A 21,121-nucleotide genomic window follows, 5' to 3' on the forward strand; every position below is an offset into this window, starting at 1 on the left:
GGCCGGCGATCGCCGCGCAGACGGTGGAGGTCTACCGCTCGGTGCTGGCCGCCCGCGCCTGAGCCACCCGCGGACCACCGTCCTCACGGTGCGGTCGGCGGTCAGACCGCGGCGGTGCCGATCAGCCCCTTGCGGGTGACCAGGGCGGCGAGCTCGTCCTCGGCCAGCCCCTCCGTGCCCTCGGGACGGCGCGGCAGCACCAGGTAGCGCGACTCCGCGCTGGCGTCCCAGACCGACACCTGCGTGCCGGCGGGCAGCTCCACGCCGAACTCCCGCAGCACCCCGCGGGGGTCGCGGACCACCCGGGAGCGGTAGGCCTCGCTCTTGTACCAGCCGGGCGAGGGCCCCAGTAGCGCGATCGGGTAGCAGGAGCACAGCGTGCACACGACGACGTTGTGCTCGCCGTCGGTGTTGGCGACGACCTTCAGCCGCTGCTCCTGCAGGCCACCGGCCATCGAGAGCCCGATCTCGCGGATCGCCCCGTTGGCGTCGGCCAGCAACCGGGACGCGAAGCCGGGGTCCACCCAGGCCCGGGCGACGATCCGTGCGCCGTTGGCCGGCGTGCCGCCGGCGAGGAACTCGTCGATGCGGGTGTCGATCTCCCCGGCGTCCAGCAGGCCGCGCTGCTCCAGCAGCGCCTCGACGTGCCGCACCTGCGCCGAGATCAGCGAACTGTCGTGGCTCACGGGCCCTCCACCGGTGTCAGGTAGTCGTTCCACAGCTCCACGGTCACCGTGTGGTCGCCGGCGCCGAAGAGGTCGGCAGCGGCGAACCGCACGTGGTAGACGGTCTGCGGCGGGCCGGACACCCCGCGGGCCCGGTCGTCGGCCAGCGGGTGCACTCCGGCCGGTTGCACCACCACGCCCACCGCGCCGCGCGCGTAGCGAGGCAGCCGGGTGTGCCCGTCGACGTCCACGGTCCGGGTGCGCACCCGGTCGCCGACGGCGAACCGGTCAGTGCGCGGAGTCATCGCCCACCGCCAGGTCGTCCGCCGACGCGACGCCCTTCTCGGCCAGCAGGGTCGTGATCGCGGCGAACCAGCGCTCGTAGTACGAGGCGGCCAGGTACTGCTCGACGGGCAGCCGCTCCTGCGCGTCGCGGAACTCGTCGAGGTTGTAGACGCCCCGCTTGATCAGCGCGCCGTTGAGAGCGAAGACGTGCGCTTCCCAGTCGGCGTGGAACCGTGGTTCGTCGGCCTCCTCGACGATCGCCGGGAACCCGGCCATCCCACCGACGTCGTTGATCCGGCTCATGGCAGCGATCCTGCCCTGCGCGGTCGGGTCAGGGCCAGATCGAGGCCACGATGATCGCCGCGACGGCCAGCTGCGAGGCCGCAGTCACCAGGCTGGCCGGGTGGAAGGGCACCTGCATCAGCATCTCGCCGAGCTTGCCGGGGGTGAGCAGGTCCAGGATCAGGAAGGCAACCGCCTGCAGGAGCACGCCGAGCAGACCGAACACCACGGTGTAGAGCAGCGCCCGGCCGAAGCCGCTGGTCGCATTCGTCCAGATGGTCGTGAACGCGATCGCGCCCTGGCCGAGGAAGCCGGCCGCCAGCGCGATGCCGGCGTTGACCGAGCGTTCCTCGTAGATGTGCCGCGCCAGGTGGCCGGGGGTCAGCAGGTCGAGGGCGAGGGCACCCACCACCAGCAGCAGGAGGCCGACGCCGGTGTAGGCGACGGCGTAACCGATGTTGGCCAGCACGGGGAGACCTCCGGTCGCAGACGGGAACGCGGGAAGCCTAGGGCCACGCCACCGCGGGTTCCGGAATGACGGCCCACTGCGCGGTGCTGCACCCGGCGTGACCGCTGTGGACACGCCGCTCACCCTCTTCGACGACGTCGACGGGGTGGCGCCGGCCGAGACACCGGTGGCCAACCGGCTCTTCGACGTCGCCCGCATCTACGCCGAGCCGGCCGCCGCCACCTCGCCCCGCGGCCGGCAGGTGCTGGCCCGCTTCCCCGCCGCCGAGGTGGTCGAGGTGCCCTCGCACTGGCAGGTCCCCGACCTGCACGGCAACGCCGGCAACATCGACCGGTGGGTGCGGGTGAAGTCCGAGACGCTGGTGCTGGGCGTGAAGAAGTCCCTCGCCGCCCGCCCCAACGGCCGCTCGGCCGACTTCATCGCCCCCTCGACGGCCAACGGCTGCGCCATGGCCTGCGCCTACTGCTACGTGCCGCGGCGCAAGGGCTACGCCAACCCGATCACCGTGTTCACCAACATCGAGCAGATCACCGGGTACCTGCGCCGGCACGTGGCCCGGCAGGGACGCAAGGCCGAGCCGGACCAGGTCGACCGCGACTCCTGGGTCTACGACATCGGCGAGAACGGCGACTGCTCGGTCGACGCGCTGGTCAGCGACAACGTGGCCGACCTGGTGGCCACCTTCCGCGACCTGCCGACCGCGAAGGCCTCGTTCGCCACCAAGTACGTCAACCGCGAGCTGCTCGACCTCGAGCCGGCCGGTCGCACCCGCGTCCGGTTCTCGGTGCTGCCCGAGCGCGACGCCCACCTGCTGGACGTGCGCACCAGCCGGGTGGCCGAGCGGATCGCCGCCGTCGACGACTTCGTCGCCGCCGGGTACGAGGTGCACCTCAACCTCTCGCCGGTGGTGCTCCGCGAGGGCTGGGAGGCCGACTGGGCGGAATTGCTGCGGCAGCTGGACGACGTCCTCTCCCCCGCGGCCAAGGAGCAGGCCGCCGCCGAGGTGATCCTGCTGACCCACAACGCCGGGCTGCACGAGGTGAACCTCGGCTGGCACCCGCGCGCCGAGGAGGTGCTCTGGCGACCGGAGCTGCAGGAACCCAAGCGCTCGCAGAACGGGCAGGACAACGTGCGCTACCGGGCCGGCGTCAAGCGGGCCGGGGTCGCGCGGCTGCGCGAGCTGATCGGCACCCACGCGCCGTGGCTGACCGTCCGGTACGCGTTCTGAGCACCGTGCTGAGCGCCGGGCTGTCCCTGCTCGACCGCTCGCGCACCCGCGCGGGTTCCGATGACGCCACCGCGCTGCGGGCCACCGCCGACCGGGCCCGGCAGGCCGAGCGGCTGGGCTACGACCGGTTCTGGGTCGCCGAGCACCACGGCGTGCCCGGGGTGGCCGGAGCGAGCCCGGCGGTGCTGCTGGCCGCCGTCGCCGCCCGGACGACGTCGATCCGGATCGGCTCGGCCGGCGTGATGCTGCCGCACCACCAGCCGCTGGTGGTCGCCGAGCAGTTCGCCACGCTCACCGCGTTCGCCCCCGACCGGGTCGACCTGGGGGTCGGCCGCTCCCCCGGCTTCACCGCGCCGGTGCGGCGGGCGCTGCGCTCCGACCGCATCCGCGACTTCGGTGCCGACCTGGCAGAGTTGCGCGACCACCTGGCCGGCACCGCCGCGATCACCGCCCACCCCCGGCCGGACGGCGACGTCCCGCTGTACGTGCTGGCCACCGCCCGCGGCCTGACCGTGGCCGCCGAGCTGGGCCTGCCGGTCGTCGTCGGCGGGCCGCTGCTCGGCGTGGCCGACGACCCGGCGCCGGGCCTGGCGGCGCTGGCCGCCTACCGCGACACCTACCGGCCCTCCGCAGCCGCCCCGGAGCCGGAGGTGGCGGTGAGCCTCGACGTGCTGATCGCCGACACGCCGGCCCGGGCCGAGGAGCTGCTGCTGCCCGAGGCCTGGGCGATGGCGCAGGCCCGCACCACCGGGGTCTTCCCGCCGCTGGAGCCGGTGGCCGCCATCCGGTCCCGCGCGATGACGGCCGCCCAGCGGCGCTATGTCGAGGAGACGGCCTCGGCGGGCATCGCCGGCACCACCGAGCAGGTCGGTGCCCGGCTGGCCGAGTTGCTGGAACGGACCGGCGCGGCGGAGCTGGTCACGTCCAGCAGCACCTTCGACCGGTCGGCGCTGGCCGACTCCGACGCGGCGCTGGCCGCGCTGTTCGGGCGCCGGCCGGATCAGTCCAGCTCGGCGAGCGCTGCGGCCAGGCTCGCGCCGTCGGGGGCGTAGACGACCGGCACGGCCCCGACCCGCTCCACCCGCGCCGCCCCGTCCGGAGCGGGAACACCGGTCGCCTCCGCGGTCGCTCCGCTCCTCGCTCGCTGGCGCTCGCTGCGATGCTCACTTCCTGTCGGCGAGGCGGGAACACCGGTCGCCTCCGCGGTCGCTCCGCTCCTCGCTCGCTGGCGCTCGCTGCGATGCTCACTTCCTATCGGCGACTGGACGTCGCGCAGCAGCACCGCCCGCACCCGGTCGGGCCGGGCGGCGACGAAGGCCCGGTAGAGGGCCGGGTCGTGCTCGGAGGTGTCGCCCACCAGCGTCCAGCCCACACCGGGCAGGTCGTCGGCGAGCCGGTGCAGCGCGGACCGCTTGTGCGCCCGGCCGTCCCGGAACCAGCGGGTCGGCCGGGGGCCCCAGTCGGTGAGCAGCAGGGCGCCGGCCGGGAAGCCGGCCCGCTCGAGGAAGCCGGCCAGCGGGCCGGCCAGGTTCCACGGCCCGTTGCTCAGGTACACGACCGGCACGTGCGGGGCACCGGCGGTGAGCTGCCGGAGCAGTGCGGCCATGCCGGGGACGGCCCGCCGGGTGGCCATCGGCTGGACGAACGTGCGCCAGGCCGCCCGCAGCGGGGTGGCGATGCCGGTGACCAGCACGGTGTCGTCGATGTCGCAGACGATGCCGCGGGCGGCGCCGGGTGAGGACAGGTGGACCGGCGCGGTGGCCGACCGGCTGCCGGCCGACAACACGGCGGGCACCTGCCCGCGGTCGCCCAGCAGGCCGGCCGGCACCTCGAGGGTGACGTCGACGAGCCCGTCGGCGTCGCTGCGGACCGTGCGGACGACGCCGGCCACCTCGACGGTGACCTCGGCGTGCGGCGCCTCCAGGGTGAGGAACCGCTGCCACCCGGGCAACGCGCGCCGGTCCTGCGGAGAGGCACCGGGCGGGGCCAGCAGCACCCGGCCGAGCACCCGGATCCGCCCGCCGCTGCCGTAGCCGGGGTAGGCCAGCACCGCCGGCGTCCAGCCGCGGCGGCGGGCCGCCCGGGACAGCACCTCCCGCAGCGCGGAGTCCCCGCGTCGGGCCAGTCCGGACAGCGAGCGCACCGGGGCAGCCTGCCACTGCGACGACGCGCGGCGCAGGTGGTGTCCCCCGGTCTGGCGTTGTGCCACCGTCGTTTCCCGTCCCCGCCCGACCGAGGAGGACCCGTGCCCGCGGTGGAACTGCACGCGGTGACCAAGACCTACACCCGCCTGGGCCGTCCCCCGCGGCGGGCGCTGGACGACCTCCACCTGGTCGTCGGAACCGGTGGTGTACACGGCTTCCTGGGGCCCAACGGCTCGGGCAAGACGACGACGATCCGGGTGCTGCTGGGGCTGGTCCGGCCCGACGCCGGCGAGGTGCGGCTGCTCGACCGTCCGGTGCCGGCCGAGCTGCCGCAGGTGATCGGGAGCGTGGGGGCCCTGGTGGAGACGCCGCTGTTCTTCCCCGGCTTCTCCGGCCGGCAGAACCTCCAGCTGCTCGCCGCGACCGCGGGGATCCCCCGCAGCCGGGTCGAGGAGGTGCTGAAGACCGTCGACCTGCGGAACCGGGCGACCGACCGGTTCCGGGGCTACTCGCTCGGGATGAAGCAGCGGCTGGGCATCGCCGCCGCGCTGCTGAAGTCGCCGCGGCTGCTGCTCCTCGACGAGCCCAGCAACGGCCTGGACCCGGCCGGCATCCGCGACGTCCGCGAGCTGATCCGCCGGCTGGGCTCCGACGGGTCGACGACGGTGCTGCTCTCCTCCCACCTGCTGGCCGAGATCGAGCAGGTCGCCGACTCCGTCTCGATCATGGCGCAGGGCCGGTGCATCGCCTCCGGACCCGTCGCCGAAGTGCTGGCCGGCCGCTCGACGGGCGACGTGCGGATCCGGGTGCCGGCGCTCGCCGAGGCCACCGCGGTGCTGACCGCAGCCGGGTTCGCGGTGACCCCTGCCCCCGACGGGTTGCTGGTGCACGGCGTCGCCGACCCGGGCGCGGTCACCCGGCTCCTCGCCGAGCACGGGCACTACCTGGAGGAGCTGACACCGGTGTCCGCGGACCTGGAGAGCACCTTCCTCGCACTGACCGCGCCGCCGGCATGAGCACCGCCGTCGACACCGCGTCGCCGACCGCACCGGAGCCGCCGACCCGGCCGGCCGGCCGGTTCAGCGAGCTGCTGCGCGCCGAGGTGCACCGGCTGCTGGCCCGCAGCTTCATCCGGGTGGTGCTGGCGCTGGCCGTGCTCGGCTGGCTGGGCGCCGTCGTCCTCGCGCTGACCCAGTTCTCCTCCCCCACGCCCGAGCGGCTGGCCGAGGCCCGGACGGCGATGCAGCAGTCCGTCGCGCTCAGCGAGCGGTTCCGGCAGGACTGCCTGGACGACCCGGCCCGGCCGGCCGAGATCTCCGGCGACGACTGGTGCGGGCCCGCGCAGACGGTCGCGGACCTCCGGGCCGCGGACTTCCTCGACCCGCCGGCCTTCTCGCTGGCGGCGGCCGGGGTGGAGGGGGCGATCGCCGTGGGTGTGCTGTCGGCGATGCTCGCCTTCCTGCTCGGCGCCACCTTCGTCGGCGCGGAGTGGTCGAGCCGGTCGATCGTCGCGCAGCTGTTCTGGGAGCCGCGCCGCGCCCGGGTGATGGGCGCCAAGCTGCTGGTGGCCGCCGCGGCGAGCGTCGTCCTCGGGGTGCTGGCCCAGCTGGCCTGGCCGGCGACCGCCGGGCTGCTGCAGGCCCTGGTCGGCGACGGCGCCCCGCTGCCGGACGACTTCTGGCCCGAGCTCGCCGCGGCCGCCGGTCGCGGAGTCCTGCTGACCCTGCTGGCCGGGCTGCTGGGCCTGGGGCTGACCAATCTGGTGCGCAACACCGGGGCCGCGCTGGGCATCGGCTTCGTGTACTTCGCCGTGCTGGAGACGGCGGTGAACGTGCTCCGCCCGGCGTGGCAGCCGTGGCTGCTCACGAACAACGCCGCGGCGCTCGCGCTCCCCGGTGGGCTGGAGCTCTCCCGCCCGGTCGAGACCGTCGACGCCGCGGGCCGGCCGGTGCTCGAGTCCGCGGTCTACGTGCTGGGCAGCGTGCAGGCCGGGGTCTACCTGGGCCTGGTCACCGCCGCGATCACCGGGCTGGGCGTCGTCCTGTTCGCCCGGCGGGACGTGCACTGAGCCGACGCGCACCGCCGGCCGGGAATGTGACGATTGGTCGACGCCTCGCGCCGGGTGGTGCTCCGGCCGCGGCCCGCGGGTAGCGCGGGATGATGGAGAACGTCACCTCGCTCGAGACCGCAACCCGCCCCGCCCTGCTGCGCCACGCCCGGGAGCAGGAGATCCCCGGTGCGGCCGGCATGACCAAGCGGCAGCTGGTCGCCCGGCTGCGGGAGGAGTCGACCGGGTCGGGCAGTTCGGACGGAGGTGCGGGCTCCCGCCACGGGGACGGGCGGCAGGTCGGCTCCCGGGTGGACGCCTTCCGGGAGCTGGCCGAGGCGCGGGCCAGGGGTTCCATGGTGGCCATCCCCCGGATGCTGCGCGGCAACGACCGCCGGCTGCACGTGCGCGAGACCGTGCGGGAGGACCACGAGACCCGCATCGCCAGCCACGACCTGGAGGCACGGGCCAAGTTCGACAAGCTGGCGGGGTCGGTCTTCCACTTCTTCCGCGGCACCAACCTGCTGTTCTACCGGGACCTCGTCGGGGAGGACGCCCGGATGCCCACCGTCCTGGCTCTCGGTGACGTGCACCCGGGCAACTTCGGGGTGATGCCCAGCGCCGACAACGTGCCGACCTTCGGGGTCAACGACTTCGACGACGCGTACTACGCACCCTTCACGTGGGACCTCAAGCGCGGCGCCGTCGGCTTCCTCCTCGGCGCCGCGGAGAAGGGCGGGTACGGCGCCACGAAGCAGCGGGCCATCGCCCGCCGCTTCGTGCAGGGGTACATCGCGGGCATCGCGTCCTACGCCGCCGACGGGACGGAGCAGGACGAGCAGCTCCGGCTGGACAACGCCCCGCCCCTGATCGCCGATCTCATCGCCAGCAGCCTGGCGCGCAGCCGCGCCGACTGGCTGGCCGGTCTGCTCGACGAGTCGCGCAGCGGTTTCCGGGCCGACGAGGAACTGGTGCCGGTCAGCAGCCGGCGGTCGGAGTTCCAGGAGATCGTCGACCGGTTCGTCGCCGAGAACGAGATCCCGGTGCCCGAACGGGCCGGCCGGATGCAGGTCAGGGACGTCGCGGAACGCAAGGGCGCCGGGACGGCGTCGCTGGGGCTGACCCGGTACTTCGTGCTGATCGCCGGCCCCTCCGCCGACGGGACCGACGACCTGCTCCTGGAGTTCAAGCGGGCCCGCCGGTCGGCCCTGGCCGGGCTGGTGCCGCCCTCGGACTACGAGGTCGACGGCCAGGCCGACCGGATCCGGCACGCGCAGCGGGTGCACCTGGTCAACGGGGACGTGTTCTACGGCAGCGTCGACATCGACGGACACAGCTTCCTGGTGCGGGAACGGGCCCCGTTCCGCGACGACATCAGCCTCGGCTCCCTGTCGGGGAGCCAGTGGAAGGACTACGCCGAGATCTGCGGGCGGGTGCTGGCGCACACCCACGCCATGTCCGACGACACCGGGAACGTCGACTACGACGTCGAGCCGGCCATCCTGGAGGCCATCGGCGGACGGGAGCTGTTCGTCGACGATGTGCTGCGGTTCGCCGGGGAGGCCGCCGACCGGGTACGGCAGGACCACGGGTACTTCGTCGCCGACCACGAGCTGGGCGCCTTCCGCACCGTCGACGTCGTCTTCCGCTGAGTGCCGGCGGCGCCCCGGCTACCGTGGCGGCGTGGCCCGGGTCGTCGTCATCGGCGCCGGGCTCGGTGGCCTGGCAGCCGCTGCCCGGCTGGGCGCCGCCGGCCACGCCGTCACCGTGCTGGAGCAGGCGCCGCAGGTCGGCGGGAAGCTCGGCTGGTACGCCCGCGACGGGCACGGCTTCGACACCGGCCCGAGCCTGGTCACGCTGCCGCAGGTGCTCGAGGAGCTCTTCGCCGCCACCGGCGCACCCCTGTCCGACGTGCTCGACCTGCAGCGGCTGGACCCAGCGGTCGGCTACCGGTTCGCCGACGGCACGCCGCTGGCCATGCCCGGCCGGCTCGACGCCGTTCCCGCCGCGCTGGACGAGGCCCTCGGGGCGGGCACCGGCGCCCAGTGGTCGGCCTTCCTCGACCGGGCAGCCGCCATGTGGGCGGTGACCGAGCAGCCGTTCCTCCGTTCCCCGCTCGCCGGGCCGGCCACGCTGCTGCGGCTCGCCCGGCGCACCGGCGACCTGGCCACCATCGCGCCGTGGCGGTCGCTGCGCGGGCTGGGCGGGCAGTACCTCACCGACCCGCGGCTGCGGGCGCTGCTGGACCGGTACGCCACCTACTCCGGCTCCGACCCCCGGCGCGCGCCGGCCGCGCTGGCCACCGTGCCGTGGGCCGAGCAGGCGTACGGCTCCTGGTACGTGCGCGGCGGGCTGCGCCGGCTGGTCGAGGCGGTGGCCCTCCGGGCGGCGGACCACCGCGTCATCGTCCGCACCGGGACGCCGGTGGCCGAGGTGCTGGTCGACGGCGGGCGCGCGGCCGGGGTCCGGCTGGCCGACGGCGAGCGGGTGCCGGCCGACGTCGTCGTCTGCAACGCCGACGCCACCGCGCTCTACCGGGATCTGCTGCCCGCGCAGGCCCCCGCGCGGCGCGCCCAGGCGGCGCTGCGCCGGGTGACCCCGTCGTCCTCGGGATTCGTGCTGCTGCTGGCGCTGCGCGGCCGCACCCCGGGCCTGGCCCACCACACGGTGCTGTTCCCCGCCGATTACGACGCCGAGTTCGACGCCCTCTTCGGCGTGCAGGGCCCGAAGCGGCCGGTCGAGGACCCCACCGTCTACGTCAGCGCACCCGACGACCCGGCCACCCGGCCCGACGCCGCCAGCGAGTCGTGGTTCGTGCTGGTCAACGCCCCGCGGCACGAACCCGGGGACGGCGTCGACTGGGACGCCCCCGGCCTGGCCGACTCCTACGCCGACCGGGTGCTCGCCACGATGGCCCGCCGGGGCCTGGACGTGCGCGACCGGGTCCGGTGGCGGGTGGTGCGCACCCCGGCGGACCTGGCCCGGGAGACCGGCAGCGTCGGCGGCTCGATCTACGGGACGTCCAGCAACGGCGCCCGGGCGGCGTTCCTTCGCCCGGGCAACGCCGCGGCGCTGCCCGGGCTGTTCCTGGTCGGCGGCTCGGCGCATCCCGGCGGCGGGCTGCCGCTGGTCACCCTGTCGGCCGAGATCGTGGCCAGCCTGGTGGGGCCGGCCTGCTGAAGGACCCCGCTGCCCCCCCCCATCACTCGCAAGCTCGCGCCGGGCCCCTGCAGCGGGGCCGCCTTGCACGCGCCGAGGTCGCGTTGCACGCGGGGCAGGGCGTGCAACGCGACGGATGGGCGTGCATGGCCCCCTTCAGGGTCCCGCCCCGAGCTTGCGAGGGGTGGGGGGAAGGAGGTCCTTCTTCAGGCGTCGCGCCGCTGGAAGACCAGCCATCCGACCAGCAGCAGCGCCGCCACCTCGGCGGAGAACACCGCGAAGCCGATCCACGGGTCCAGCAGGAGCGGGTTGAACGGAACCGGGGTGGCAACCGGCGAGCCCGCGTTGCCGGGCAGCAGCTTCGCCGTCCACTCGCCCCAGCTGCCCGGCAGCAGGAAGGCCATGTTGCCGACGACGAACACCAGCGCCAGCACCAGCGACAGGGCGGCGGCGGTGTGCCGGAGCAGCAACCCGGCCGCGGCGGCGAACAGGCCCAGCCCGGCCATGTACAGCCCGCTACCGACCAGTGAGCGCAGCACTCCCTCGTCACCGAGGTCGACGCCGATCCCGGCGGCGGCCAGGAACGCGTTGCCGCCGAGGTAGCCGGCCACGGCGGTGACGACGCCGGCCACGAAGAGGGTGCCCGTGAGCACCAGCGCCTTGGTGGCGAGCACGGCTCCGCGCCGCGGGGTGGCGGCCAGCGTGGCCCGGATCATCCCGGTGCCGTACTCGCTGGTCACCGTCAGGGCGCCGAGCACCACGGCGGCGATCTGGGCGAACATCATCCCGAAGGTGACGAACGACCCCGGCGACTCGCCCTCCCGGCCGCTGGCGAGCCCGTCGGCGCTGGTGGCGCAGACCAGCACGGTCAGGCCGGCGCCGAGCACGAACATCGCGCCGAACGACCAGGTCGTCGACCGGACGGTCCAGAACTTCACCCACTCGGCATGCAGCGTCGACCCGAAGCCAGGGGTGGCGGCACGGTGCTCCGCGGGTCGGGAGGTGGCCCGGTCGGTGGTCACGGCGGTCATCGGGAGGCTCCTGCGGTGTGCGCCGCGAACTCCACGCTGTCGGCGGTCAGGGTCATGAAGGCGTCCTCCAGGGAGGACCGCACCAGGGTCAGCTCGTGCAGCACCAGGCCGCGGGCGCCGACCAGGTCGCCGATGCCGGCGGCGTCCAGGCCCTGCACGTGCAGCTCCTCGCCGGCGGCGGTGACCTCCAGGCCGTGCCCCCGCAGCAGGTCGGCGACCTGGCCGCGGTGCGGGCTGCGCACCCGCACGAAGGAGGCGGCGTGCCGGCCGATGAAGTCCGCCGTCGAGCAGTCGGCCAGCACCTTGCCGCGGCCGATGACGACGAGGTGCTCGGCGGTCAGCGCCATCTCCGACATCAGGTGGCTGGAGACGAACACCGTGCGGCCCTGCCGGGCCAGGTCCTGGGCCAGCGTGCGCACCCAGCGGATGCCCTCGGGGTCCAGGCCGTTGACCGGCTCGTCGAGGACGACGACCGGCGGGTCGCCGATCAGCGCCGCGGCGATGCCCAGCCGCTGTCCCATGCCGAGGGAGAAGCGGCCGACCCGCTGGTCGGCCACCGAGGTGAGGCCGACCAGGTCGAGCACCTCGTCGACCCGCGCCCTCGGGATGCCATTGCTGGCGGCCATCCAGCGGAGGTGGTCGCGCGCCGACCGGCCGGGGTGGACGGCCCGGGCCTCGAGCAGCGCGCCGACCTCGCGCAGGGGTGCCGGGAAGTCGCCGTAGCGGTGGCCGTTGACGGTCACGCTGCCGGCGGTGGGCCGGTCCAGGCCCAGGATCATCCGCATGGTGGTGGACTTGCCGGCCCCGTTGGGGCCGAGGAAGCCGGTGACCCGGCCGGGCTCGACGGTGAAGCTGATCCCATCGACCGCGGTCCGGCCGGCATAGGTCTTGGTGAGCTGCTGCGCGACGATCACGTGGTCGCCCCGGGGCAGGAGGTGGGGTGGGGAGTCATGGCAGGAAGCCTCGCCGCCACCGGCCTCCCGCCGCATCGGGGAGAGCCCTGAACCCGTCCCTGACGCGACCCTGACCTCGACCCTGAGCCGGGTAGCCGAAACCGGCGTCCTCCCGCACCGTGGCGCCTCCTACCTCGTGGCGCGCCGTGAGGTAGGAGCCCGGGGACCAGGCGGCCTGGCCCCAGGGAGCTCAGCCGCGGGCCGCACCGAGGCCGAGGGCCGCGGCCAGCCCCAGCACGCTGCGCGGGGCGTAGGGCGTACGCCAGAGGCCACCGTGGGCGGCGGCGTACGCCTCGTCCTGCCAGGGGTGCTCGTGCGCCGGACCGCCCCCGGTGTGCAGATCGTGCACCAGCAACGCGGCCATCAGCACGTTGGACGTCGCGGGTTCGAACACCTCCACCCCGAACCGGTGCGCGCCGGCGTAGGCAGCGGCGAGCGCCCGGTTCTTGACCACCGAGCGCGTCCGGGTCGGCGGAGCGACGTTCATCGACACCGTGCGCCCCTCCGCCCGGGCGACCGAGGCCCGCCACCGCTGCAGCCGTTTGGCCAGCGCGTAGTTGGGGCCCTGCTGCGGCACCAGGCTGTCGGCGATCCCGGGGTCGGCGCCGGGCAGGTAGGCGCGCCGGAGCAGCCGGCCGGCCGACAGCGTGCGCAGCGGCCGGGCCAGCAGCTTGGCGGACCGGGAGCGCTGCGCGTAGCCGGTCACCGATGCCTGCACCGCCTCGGCGGGAACGGCGAACACGTCGGTGGGGGTGGCCAGGAAGGCCAGCGTGGTCTCGGGGCGCCACCCGGCCACCCGCTCGGTGAGCGCATCGACGGCCACCGACACCCGGACGTTGGTGGCACCGTCGGCGTAGACGTAGTTGCCCAGCACGGGGGCGCCGGGCAGCCCGGCCACCCAGTCGGCGACCGCCGGCACCTCGCCGATCAGGTCGGCTCCGGCGCGCGCGGTCAGGTCCCGGCCGCCGTCGCCGACGGGGATCAGCAGCGTGCCCGCGCCGCGCCGGGCGGTGTCCAGCACCCGCGACCACAGCTCCGGCCGGGGCAGGTCGACCGCGGCGACCGTGGCCCCCCAGCGCAGCAGCGCGGGCAGCGGCCCCATTTCCGCGCCGGCGCCCAGCACGGTCACCGTGCTGCCGGGCAGCGACAGCCACTCGGGGTGGGCCGCCACCGTGCGCACCGCCTCGGCGCAGGAGGGCTCCACGACGCCGCCGTCGACCCAGGCGTCCAGCCGGCGGAACAGGTCGTCCCCACGCAGCCGCTGCCCCCGGTAGGGCAGGGAGAACTCCTCCTCCGGGGCCGCGGTGCCGGGAATCGCCTCGGTGGCCAGCGACCGCCCCGCCGGCGCGCTGCGCAGCACAGCGAGCTCCTGCTCGCCGTCGGGGCCGGCCACCCGCATGCGGTCGGACAGCGACTGCAGTCCGGCACCGGCGATCGACAACGCCGCCTCCCGGGATGCCAGCCCGGCCTCGACGGTGCGGCGGACGTGGCCGAGGTAGCCCGCCCGCCAGTTGGTCTCCTGCTCCGCGGCGCGGGCCCCGGGCCGGTCGGCCGGACGCAGCGCGTCGGCCACCACCGCCCGGCCCAGCGCGGCGGTGCTCCGCCGGCCGTCGGGGCCGGCCGGGAACACGACCCCACTGGTGTGGTCGTCGTAGGAGTCAGCCATCGGGTGGATCCTGCCCGATGCGGCCGCCCGACGGCGGCTGAGGTCGGCCGACCCCAGCCGCCGGCGCGGTCGGCTACTGGTTGCCGAGCTTGCCGTCGGCCAGACCGCGGCCCTTGTCGACCTGCGCGTCGTGCGTGCCGCCGGTCTTCTTGTCGGCCAGCTGCTCGCCCTTGTCCAGGCCCTTGTCGCTGACCTGCTCACCCTTGTCGCTGTTCAGGGCGTCCTTGGCCTTGTCCGCCATCCCCACGGTGTGTCCCCCTCGGGTCGTGTCGCGCCGGGCGGCGCGGCTCACCTGGCTCTCATGCCCACGACAGGCCGACGGGACACCCTCGGTCGAGATCGACGTCGCCGGGCCGCTCCACCGGCGCCCCGGCTTCCAGCCAGCGCAGCAGGGTGCGGGCGGCGAAGCCCGTGCCGCCCTTGACGACCTCGGCGTCGTCGCTGCCGGCCCGGGCGGGACCGGCGACGTCCAGGTGCGCCCACGGCAGGTCGCCGGCGAACGGCTGGAGGAACAGCGCGGCGGTCGTGGCGCCGGGGTTGCCCGGGGCGTTGTTGGCGTCGGCCACCGGGGAGTCCAGCAACGGGCGCAGGTGCCCGACGTGCTCCTCGGTCAGCGGCATCCGCCAGAACCGCTCACCGGTGTGCGCCCCGGCGGTCAGCAGCGCGTCGGCCAGCCCGTCGGCGGTGGCGTAGAGCCCCGCGGTCCGCGCCCCCAGCGCGGTCCGCATCGCGCCGGTGAGGGTGGCGACGTCGACCAGCACGGTGGCGCCCAGCCGCAGGCGCGCGTGTGCCAGTGCGTCGGCGAGCACCAGCCGGCCCTCGGCGTCGGTGTTGCGCACCTCCGTCGTCCGGCCGCCGACGTGCCGCACGATGTCGGCGGGCCGGTAGCCGGCCCCGGAGACGGCGTTCTCCGCGGCGGCGACCACGGCGGTCACGGCGCCGGGCAGCCCCAGCCGCGCGGCGGCGTCGACCGCGGCCAGCACGGCGGCGCCGCCGGCCATGTCGGTCTTCATCTTGCGCATACCGGCGTTGGTCTTGATCGACAGGCCACCGGTGTCGAAGGTGATGCCCTTGCCGACGAGGACCGGGTGCGCGGAACCGGCGGCCGGCGGCCGGTAGGTGGCGACGACGACCCGCGGCGGGGACGCCGATGCCGCACCGACGGCCAGCACGCCGCCGAAGCCGCCGGCGCGCAGCTCGTCGGCGCCCAGCACGGTGACCGTGACGTGCGGGAGACCGCCGAGCCGGTCGACGGCCTGGTCGGCCAGCCAGGCCGGGTTCTTGGTGCTGCTCGGGGTGTTGACCAGGTCGCGGGCCCAGGCGACCGATCCGGCGGTGACCCGGCCGGCCTCGGCGGCGGCGGCCACGGCCGGGTCGTCGGCGTCGACCGCGACGACCGTGACCCCGGTCAGCCGCGGCGGGTGGGCGGTGGAGGTGTGGCGGAAGCGGTAGCCGGCGAGCAGCGCGGTCTCGACGGCGGCCCGCACCTCGTCGGCGCCGGCCGGGGCGGCCGCGGTGTCGAGCGGCAGCACCAGGCGGCGGGCGCCGTGCTCGGCGAGCGTCTGTGCCCGGCGGACGGCGACGGCGGCGTAGGAGCGCAGCTCGGGCAGGGTGGCGTCACCCACGCCGACCGCGACGACGCTGCGCGGCCGACGGCCGGCGACCGGCACGTCGGTGAGGCCGCCGGGCTTGCCGCCGTTGCCGGTGTCGGTGAGCGCACCGGCGAGGAACCCGGCGTTCACCGCTGGCCGGGTGCCCGGCGCCGGGTCGGTCAGCCAGGCGGGCAGGGCGCCCGAGGCGCCGACCGGCACGGCGAGGACGTCGTCCTCGGCCAGCGGCGGCAGCGCGGCGCTGACCTCGACCCGCGGAGACGGCGCGGCCCCGGTCGCCGGCGGGTTGCCGGCGGCCGGGGCCGTGTCGTCGTGCGCGGGGCTGCCCGGAGGCAGGCTCGCCGCGGTGTTCAGCTGGTCGCGCCCTTCAGGGCTTCGGAGAGGGCGGTCGCCTCGTCGGGGGACAGCTCGACGACCAGCCGCCCGCCACCTTCCAGGGGGACGCGCATGACCAGGCCGCGGCCCTCCTTGGTGACCTCGAGGGGACCTTCACCCGTGCGCGGCTTCATGGCCGCCATGCGTGCCTCCTTCACCGGCCACCCACGCGCCTGCTGGCCCGTGGTGTGGCGACTGTTCGTGCAGAGCTCGCACCAATGATCCCGTATCGCGCAGCGTTCGACCAACCTGACCCCCCGCCGAACCCGTTAGAGGTGCTCAGCAGAACTCGCGCGGAAGCAGCCGGCCACGTGGTCGTCGACCATGCCGGTGGCCTGCATGAGGGCATAGGCGGTGGTCGGACCCACGAACGCGAAGCCCCGCCGCTTGAGCTCCCTGGCCATCGCGACCGACTCCGGAGTGGTCGCCGGCACCTCGGCCAGGGTCCGCGGACGCGGCGGCCGCGCCGCCGGCGCGAACGACCACAGCAGGTCCGACAGGCCCTCGGGCAGCTGCTGCGCGGCGCGCGCGTTGCCGATCGCCGCGCGGATCTTGGCCCGGTTGCGGACGATGGCGGCGTCGGCCATCAGCCGCTCGACGTCGGGTGGCGTGAATGCGGCGACCGCGTCGATCTCGAAACCGGCGAACGCGGCGCGGAAGGCCGGCCGCTTGCGCAGGATGGTGATCCAGGACAGCCCGGACTGGAACGCCTCCAGGCAGACCCGCTCGAACAGGGCGTCGTCGCCGGTGAGCGGTCTCCCCCACTCCTCGTCGTGGTAGCGGACGTACTCGGGTGCGCTGTTCGCCCACGCGCACCGCTCGACGTGCCCTGCTCCGTCGTCCACCGGGTCGGCCACGGCCGACGAGGCTAGCGTCCTTCCTCGTGCGCGTGCTGATCACCGGAGGGGCGGGCTTCATCGGCTCGCACGTCGTCGCTGCCTGCGCCACCGCCGGGCACGAGGTGCGCGTGCTCGACGCGCTGCTGCCCGCCGTCCACCCGGCGTACCCCGGCGGGGTCCCGAACCTGACCGGCGTGGATCTGCTGGTGGGCGACGTCCGCGACCGGGACGCCGTCGACCGGGCGCTGGACGGGGTGGAGGCGGTCTGCCACCAGGCGGCGATGGTCGGCCTGGGGGTGGATGTCCAGGACATGCCCGACTACGCCGGCATCAACGACCTCGGGACGGCGGTGCTGCTGGCCGCGATGGCCCGCGCGGACGTCGGCCGGCTGGTGCTGGCCAGCTCGATGGTCGTCTACGGCGAGAGCCGTTACGAGTGCGCCGAGCACGGCGTCGTTCCCGCCGCGCCGCGCCGCCGCGCCGACCTCGACGACGGCCGCTTCGAGCCGCCCTGCCCGGTCTGCGGCCGGCAGCTCAGCTGGGGCGCGGTCGGCGAGGACACCCCGCCCGACCCGCGTAACACCTATGCCGCCACCAAGCTCGCCCAGGAGCACCTGGCCGCATCCTGGGCACGGTCGACCGGTGGCGGCGCGGTCGCGCTGAGATACCACAACGTCTACGGCCCGCACATGCCGCGTGACACGCCCTACGCCGGGGTGGCCTCGATCTTCCGCAGTGCCCTGGAGAGCGGCCGGGCTCCGCGGGTGTTCGAGGACGGCGGCCAGCAGCGGGACTTCGTGCACGTCACCGACGTCGCGCAGGCCAACCTGCGGGCGCTGGAGGCCGAGCCGCCCGACGGGGCGCTGCGGGCCTACAACGTCGCCTCCGGGGTGCCGCACACCGTCGGGGACATGGCGGCCGCGCTGGCCGAGGCGTTCGGTGGGCCCGCGCCGGTGGTCACCGGGGAGTACCGGATCGGCGACGTCCGGCACGTGGTGGCCGCTCCGGCGCGGGCGCAGGACGAGCTCGGCTACGCGGCCCGGGTGACCTTCGCCGACGGCATGCGCCAGTTCGCCACCGCTCCGCTGCGCCCCGCCCCCTGACCCCTCGACGGCAGGAATGGCCATCTCTGCCCGATCCTGCCGCTAGGTTCCCGGCGTGCTCGGCATCGCGCCCTCTCCGGCCACCGTCGTCCGCCGTCCGGACGTCGCCTGGCGGGGGCTGCTCGCGGTGGCCGGTGCGCTCGTCGCGCTGCTGCTGGCCACCGCCGGCCGCTACGGGTACCACCGGGACGAGCTGTACTTCCTGCGGGCGGGCCGGGAGCTGGCCTGGGGGTTCGTCGACCAGCCGCCGCTGACCCCCTTCCTGGCCCGGGTGATGGACACCGTCGCGCCCGGGTCGCTGGTCGGCCTCCGGCTGCCCTCGGCGCTGGCCGCCGGGCTGGTCGTGCTGCTGGCCGGGCTGCTGGCCCGGGAGTTCGGCAGCGGCCGGGCCGGCCAGCTGCTGGCCGCCGCATCGACGGCCGGCGCCGCCGTGCTGCTCGCCGTCGGCCACCTGCTGTCGACGTCGACGCCGGACCTGCTCGGCTGGACGGCGCTGAGCTGGCTGCTGGTCCGGGCGCTGCGCGACGGCGGCCGGGTGTGGCTGGCGGTCGGCGCGGTCGCCGGGCTGGCGCTGCTGAACAAGACGCTGCCGGCGTTCCTGCTCGCCGCGGTCGCGGTCGGGGTGCTCGCCGTCGGCCCCCGGCCGGCGCTGCGGTCGCCGTGGCCGTGGCTGGGCGCGCTGCTGGGCGCGGCACTGTGGGCTCCGCACGTCATCTGGCAGCTGGCCAACGGGCTGCCCCAGCTGGAGCTGTCCCGGGCCATCGCGGCCGGCAGCTCGGGCACCAGCGAGCCCTGGTACCTCTTCCTGCCCTACCAGCTCGTGCTGGTCAGCCCGGTGCTGCTGCCGGTGTGGGTGGCCGGCTGGCTGCGGCTGCTGCGCGACCCGGCGCTGGCGACCTGGCGGGCCTTCGCCGTCGCCTACCCGCTGCTCGCCGCCGCGTTCGTGGCCACCGGAGGCAAGCCCTACTACCTGGCCGGGCTCTACCCGCTGCTGCTGGCGGCCGGCGCCGAGCCCGCGATGGCGTGGGCGCGGCGGGGCGCGGCCCGGCTGCGCGGTGGCCTGCTGGCCGCCGCGCCGGTACTCAGCCTCGGGATCGCGGCGGTGCTCTTCCTGCCGGTCGTCCCGGTGGCCCGGCTGGCCGGCACCCCGGTCCCCGACGTCAACTACGACGCCGGGGAGACGGTCGGCTGGCCGGCGTTCGCGGCCGTCCTGGCCCGGGTGCGCGCGGGGCTGCCCGACGGCGAGCGGGTCGCCGTCCTGACCGGGAACTACGGCGAGGCCGGCGCCGTCGACCGGTACCTGCCCGAGCTGGCCCCGGCGTACAGCCGGCACAACTCCTACTGGACGTGGGGCCCGCCGCCGGAGGAGGCCACCACCCTCATCTCCGTCGGCATCGCCGAGGTGGAGCTGCGCCGGTGGTTCGGCCGGGTCGAGCAGGTGGCGCGGATCGACAACGGCGTGGGGCTGGACAACGACGAGCAGGGCCGGCCGGTCTGGGTGCTGCGCGACCGGCGGGCCGGCTGGCCGGAGATCTGGCCGGAGCTGCGCCGGCTGGCCTGAGGCCCGCTCAGGCGGACCGCGCCGGCGCTGCCGGCGCCCGGGCGTCGAGCCAGCGCTCCAGCTCCGTGGCCGGCAGCGGGCGGGTGAGGTGATAGCCCTGCACCAGGTCGCAGCCGAGGACGGCGAGCGCGTCGAGCGTCGCCTGGTCCTCCACCCCCTCGGCGACCAGCACCAGCCCCAGCGCGTGGGCGAGCTGCAGCGTCGAGGTGACGATGGCGGCGTTGCGGGGACTCTCGGTCAGCGAGCCGACGAAGGCCCGGTCCAGCTTGAGCTCGGTGACCGGCAGCTCGGCCAGGTACGCCAGGCTGGAGTAGCCGGTCCCGTAGTCGTCGATGGCGATGCCCACGCCCATGGCCCGCAGCCGGGTGAGCACGCCGGCGGCGCGCTCGCGGTCCTCCATCCGTCCGGCGGCCTCAGGTCCATGGACAGGTGATCGGTTCCCGGGACCTGCGGATTGACCCGTCTCCCACCGGAGGGGGAGACGGGCCCGTGCTGCCCGCCACGGACGGCACCGGCACGGGTCGGGCATTCCCCGGCTGCGCTCGCCAGGACGGGTCAGGGGACGGCGCTGTCGACGTCGCTGAGCTCGGACGGTGCGGTGCGCACCGGGTTGCGCCGGGTGGCCAGCATGCAGCCGACCAGGATCAGCGGCAGCCCGACGGCCAGGCCAAGGGTGAACGGCTCGTCGAGGAGCAGGACGCCGAGCAGCACGGCGACGGCCGGGTTGACGAAGGTGAACACCAGCGCCCGCTGCGGGCCGGCCTCGCGGATCAGGGCGAAGAACAGTGCGAGCGCCAGCGCGGTGCAGACCACCCCGAGCACGAGCAGCGAGACCAGCGCGTCGACCGAGGCGTCGGCCGCCCGGCCCAGCTGGGGCACCGCGAAGGGCGCGTAGACCAGCGCGGTGACCACCAGCGCGAAGGCGCTCGCGGTCACCCCCGAGACGTCGGGCAGCGACCGGCTGACCACCAGCGGCGCGGTGGCGTACCCCAGGATGACCAGCGCGATCGCACCGATGGCGGCCAGCTGCGCACCGGCCACGTCGAGGCCCAGCAGAACCGCGATGCCGACGACGCCCAGCAGCATGCCGCCGATTCGCACCGGGGAGAGCCGCTCCTCCTCCCCGGCCAGCCGGGCCGCCAGCGCGGCGACGAACGGCACGCCGGCGACGAGCAGCCCGGTGAGCGAGGACGACAGCGACTGCTCGGCCCAGGACAGCAGGAACCAGGGCCCGGTCATCTCCAGCACGGTGAACAGCAGCAGCGCCCGCCAGTGCCGCAGCGCCCGCCGGAACCGCCCCCGGGCGAGCGCCCAGGGCAGCAGCAGGAGGGCGCCGACGAGACAGCGCAGGAAGACCACGACCACCGGGGAGAGCTCCTCGACGGCGACCTTGATCAGCAGGTACGGAAGGCCCCAGATCAGCGACATGGCGGCGAACAGCAGCCACCCCCGCCGGCTCACGAATCCTCCTCGCCGGCGCTCGTCAGCCGCGTTCGCGGAGCTGCTGTGCCCATGCGTGAGCTCGCGAGCTCGCTCACGAGTCCTCCTCGCCGGCGCTCGTCAGCCGCGTTCGCGGAGCTGCTGTGCCCATGCGTGAGCTCGCGAGCTCGCTCACGTGGGCACCCCGGACCTCGTCGTCACCGGGCCATCATGGCCGAGCCCACCGACATCCCCGCCCGGGGCTTCCGGCAGCGAAACCCCAGG

The 21,121-nt window shown here is 75.4% G+C and carries 22 protein-coding genes; 8 read left to right on the top strand and 14 right to left on the bottom strand.

Annotated features, from left to right (window positions below; all coding sequences use genetic code 11):
* Window positions 1-101: 101 nt before the first annotated feature.
* Genes ACYVG5_RS16570 through ACYVG5_RS16585 form a run of 4 tightly spaced genes read right to left on the bottom strand, consistent with a single transcriptional unit; the run spans window position 102 to window position 1,701 of the window.
* Window positions 102-686 carry a nitrile hydratase subunit alpha gene (locus ACYVG5_RS16570; protein WP_222046139.1) on the bottom strand — a complete coding sequence of 195 codons (585 nt, stop codon included), beginning with the start codon at window positions 684-686 and terminating at the stop codon, window positions 102-104.
* Window positions 683-970 (bottom strand): SH3-like domain-containing protein, encoded by a 288-nt coding sequence (locus tag ACYVG5_RS16575; protein ID WP_222046141.1) that lies wholly within the window; start codon window positions 968-970, stop codon window positions 683-685. The genes ACYVG5_RS16570 and ACYVG5_RS16575 overlap by 4 nt, the downstream gene beginning before the upstream one ends.
* Window positions 954-1,253 (bottom strand): SH3-like domain-containing protein, encoded by a 300-nt coding sequence (locus ACYVG5_RS16580; RefSeq protein WP_222046143.1) that lies wholly within the window; start codon window positions 1,251-1,253, stop codon window positions 954-956. Before ACYVG5_RS16580 ends, ACYVG5_RS16575 begins: the two co-directional genes overlap by 17 nt.
* Before the next feature lie 28 nt (window positions 1,254-1,281).
* The gene (locus tag ACYVG5_RS16585; RefSeq protein WP_222046145.1) at window positions 1,282-1,701 is read right to left on the bottom strand and encodes a DUF350 domain-containing protein; all 420 of its coding nucleotides are present in this window, start codon (window positions 1,699-1,701) and stop codon (window positions 1,282-1,284) included.
* A 97-nt stretch (window positions 1,702-1,798) separates the two neighbouring features.
* Between ACYVG5_RS16585 and ACYVG5_RS16590 the strand changes: the two genes are divergently transcribed.
* Together ACYVG5_RS16590 and ACYVG5_RS16595 are read left to right on the top strand one after the other, a co-directional pair.
* Window positions 1,799-2,929 (top strand): spore photoproduct lyase family protein, encoded by a 1,131-nt coding sequence (locus tag ACYVG5_RS16590; protein WP_460683361.1) that lies wholly within the window; start codon window positions 1,799-1,801, stop codon window positions 2,927-2,929.
* Complete coding sequence (locus ACYVG5_RS16595; protein ID WP_460683362.1) at window positions 2,902-3,981, top strand: MsnO8 family LLM class oxidoreductase; 1,080 nt, start codon at window positions 2,902-2,904, stop codon at window positions 3,979-3,981. Before ACYVG5_RS16590 ends, ACYVG5_RS16595 begins: the two co-directional genes overlap by 28 nt.
* Here the strand turns inward: ACYVG5_RS16595 and ACYVG5_RS16600 are convergent.
* The gene (locus ACYVG5_RS16600) at window positions 3,930-5,138 is read right to left on the bottom strand and encodes an App1 family protein (protein ID WP_460683363.1); all 1,209 of its coding nucleotides are present in this window, start codon (window positions 5,136-5,138) and stop codon (window positions 3,930-3,932) included. The genes ACYVG5_RS16595 and ACYVG5_RS16600 overlap by 52 nt on opposite strands.
* 36 nt (window positions 5,139-5,174) lie before the next feature.
* Between ACYVG5_RS16600 and ACYVG5_RS16605 the strand changes: the two genes are divergently transcribed.
* From ACYVG5_RS16605 to ACYVG5_RS16620, 4 genes are all read left to right on the top strand, one after another.
* On the top strand, window positions 5,175-6,089 hold the full coding sequence (locus ACYVG5_RS16605; RefSeq protein ID WP_222046147.1) for an ABC transporter ATP-binding protein: 915 nt from the start codon (window positions 5,175-5,177) through the stop codon (window positions 6,087-6,089).
* Entirely contained in the window at window positions 6,086-7,141 is a 1,056-nt protein-coding gene (locus ACYVG5_RS16610) for an ABC transporter permease subunit (protein WP_222046149.1), read from the top strand. Before ACYVG5_RS16605 ends, ACYVG5_RS16610 begins: the two co-directional genes overlap by 4 nt.
* 92 nt (window positions 7,142-7,233) lie before the next feature.
* Window positions 7,234-8,772, top strand: coding sequence for a DUF2252 family protein (locus tag ACYVG5_RS16615; RefSeq protein ID WP_246629643.1), 1,539 nt, complete (start codon window positions 7,234-7,236; stop codon window positions 8,770-8,772).
* 31 nt (window positions 8,773-8,803) lie between these two features.
* On the top strand, window positions 8,804-10,300 hold the full coding sequence (locus ACYVG5_RS16620) for a phytoene desaturase family protein (RefSeq protein WP_222046151.1): 1,497 nt from the start codon (window positions 8,804-8,806) through the stop codon (window positions 10,298-10,300).
* A 185-nt stretch (window positions 10,301-10,485) separates the two neighbouring features.
* Here the strand turns inward: ACYVG5_RS16620 and ACYVG5_RS16625 are convergent, their stop codons facing one another.
* The 7 genes from ACYVG5_RS16625 to ACYVG5_RS16655 all read right to left on the bottom strand — a co-directional run bounded on the left by ACYVG5_RS16625 (window position 10,486) and on the right by ACYVG5_RS16655 (window position 16,771).
* A complete protein-coding gene (locus ACYVG5_RS16625) occupies window positions 10,486-11,310 on the bottom strand; it encodes an ABC transporter permease subunit (protein WP_222046153.1) in 825 nt (274 codons plus the stop codon).
* A complete protein-coding gene (locus ACYVG5_RS16630) occupies window positions 11,307-12,224 on the bottom strand; it encodes an ABC transporter ATP-binding protein (RefSeq protein WP_222046155.1) in 918 nt (305 codons plus the stop codon). Before ACYVG5_RS16630 ends, ACYVG5_RS16625 begins: the two co-directional genes overlap by 4 nt.
* Window positions 12,225-12,453: 229 nt before the next feature.
* Window positions 12,454-13,929 (bottom strand): hypothetical protein, encoded by a 1,476-nt coding sequence (locus tag ACYVG5_RS16635; RefSeq protein ID WP_222046157.1) that lies wholly within the window; start codon window positions 13,927-13,929, stop codon window positions 12,454-12,456.
* Between the two features lie 73 nt (window positions 13,930-14,002).
* A complete protein-coding gene (locus ACYVG5_RS16640; RefSeq protein ID WP_460683364.1) occupies window positions 14,003-14,221 on the bottom strand; it encodes an antitoxin in 219 nt (72 codons plus the stop codon).
* A 7-nt stretch (window positions 14,222-14,228) separates the two neighbouring features.
* A complete protein-coding gene (locus ACYVG5_RS16645; RefSeq protein ID WP_222046159.1) occupies window positions 14,229-15,740 on the bottom strand; it encodes a leucyl aminopeptidase family protein in 1,512 nt (503 codons plus the stop codon).
* 149 nt (window positions 15,741-15,889) lie between these two features.
* A complete protein-coding gene (locus tag ACYVG5_RS16650) occupies window positions 15,890-16,057 on the bottom strand; it encodes a DUF3117 domain-containing protein (protein ID WP_081807929.1) in 168 nt (55 codons plus the stop codon).
* Between the two features lie 126 nt (window positions 16,058-16,183).
* Window positions 16,184-16,771, bottom strand: coding sequence for a DNA-3-methyladenine glycosylase I (locus tag ACYVG5_RS16655; RefSeq protein ID WP_460683365.1), 588 nt, complete (start codon window positions 16,769-16,771; stop codon window positions 16,184-16,186).
* A 26-nt stretch (window positions 16,772-16,797) separates the two neighbouring features.
* Between ACYVG5_RS16655 and ACYVG5_RS16660 the strand changes: the two genes are divergently transcribed.
* Window positions 16,798-17,856, top strand: a complete 1,059-nt coding sequence (locus ACYVG5_RS16660; protein ID WP_222046160.1) for an NAD-dependent epimerase/dehydratase family protein — start codon at window positions 16,798-16,800, stop codon at window positions 17,854-17,856.
* A gap of 55 nt (window positions 17,857-17,911) precedes the next feature.
* Window positions 17,912-19,417 carry a glycosyltransferase family 39 protein gene (locus ACYVG5_RS16665; RefSeq protein WP_222046162.1) on the top strand — a complete coding sequence of 502 codons (1,506 nt, stop codon included), beginning with the start codon at window positions 17,912-17,914 and terminating at the stop codon, window positions 19,415-19,417.
* A gap of 7 nt (window positions 19,418-19,424) precedes the next feature.
* Here ACYVG5_RS16665 and ACYVG5_RS16670 read toward each other — a convergent pair whose 3' ends face one another.
* Together ACYVG5_RS16670 and ACYVG5_RS16675 are read right to left on the bottom strand one after the other, a co-directional pair.
* Window positions 19,425-19,817 (bottom strand): EAL domain-containing protein, encoded by a 393-nt coding sequence (locus tag ACYVG5_RS16670; protein ID WP_246629644.1) that lies wholly within the window; start codon window positions 19,815-19,817, stop codon window positions 19,425-19,427.
* Between the two features lie 155 nt (window positions 19,818-19,972).
* A complete protein-coding gene (locus tag ACYVG5_RS16675) occupies window positions 19,973-20,878 on the bottom strand; it encodes a DMT family transporter (RefSeq protein WP_222046166.1) in 906 nt (301 codons plus the stop codon).
* Window positions 20,879-21,121: the final 243 nt, after the last annotated feature.

It is taken from the genome of Modestobacter lapidis (genome assembly GCF_054780755.1).

Bases quoted from the DNA above. Each gene is read 5' to 3' on its own strand.
- ACYVG5_RS16575 (WP_222046141.1), bottom strand. From the start codon at position 970: ATGACTCCGCGCACTGACCGGTTCGCCGTCGGCGACCGGGTGCGCACC.
- ACYVG5_RS16580 (WP_222046143.1), bottom strand. From the start codon at position 1,253: ATGAGCCGGATCAACGACGTCGGTGGGATGGCCGGGTTCCCGGCGATC.
- ACYVG5_RS16610 (WP_222046149.1), top strand. From the start codon at position 6,086: ATGAGCACCGCCGTCGACACCGCGTCGCCGACCGCACCGGAGCCGCCG.
- ACYVG5_RS16615 (WP_246629643.1), top strand. From the start codon at position 7,234: ATGGAGAACGTCACCTCGCTCGAGACCGCAACCCGCCCCGCCCTGCTG.
- ACYVG5_RS16625 (WP_222046153.1), bottom strand. From the start codon at position 11,310: ATGACCGCCGTGACCACCGACCGGGCCACCTCCCGACCCGCGGAGCAC.
- ACYVG5_RS16635 (WP_222046157.1), bottom strand. From the start codon at position 13,929: ATGGCTGACTCCTACGACGACCACACCAGTGGGGTCGTGTTCCCGGCC.
- ACYVG5_RS16650 (WP_081807929.1), bottom strand. From the start codon at position 16,057: ATGGCGGCCATGAAGCCGCGCACGGGTGAAGGTCCCCTCGAGGTCACC.
- ACYVG5_RS16670 (WP_246629644.1), bottom strand. From the start codon at position 19,817: ATGGAGGACCGCGAGCGCGCCGCCGGCGTGCTCACCCGGCTGCGGGCC.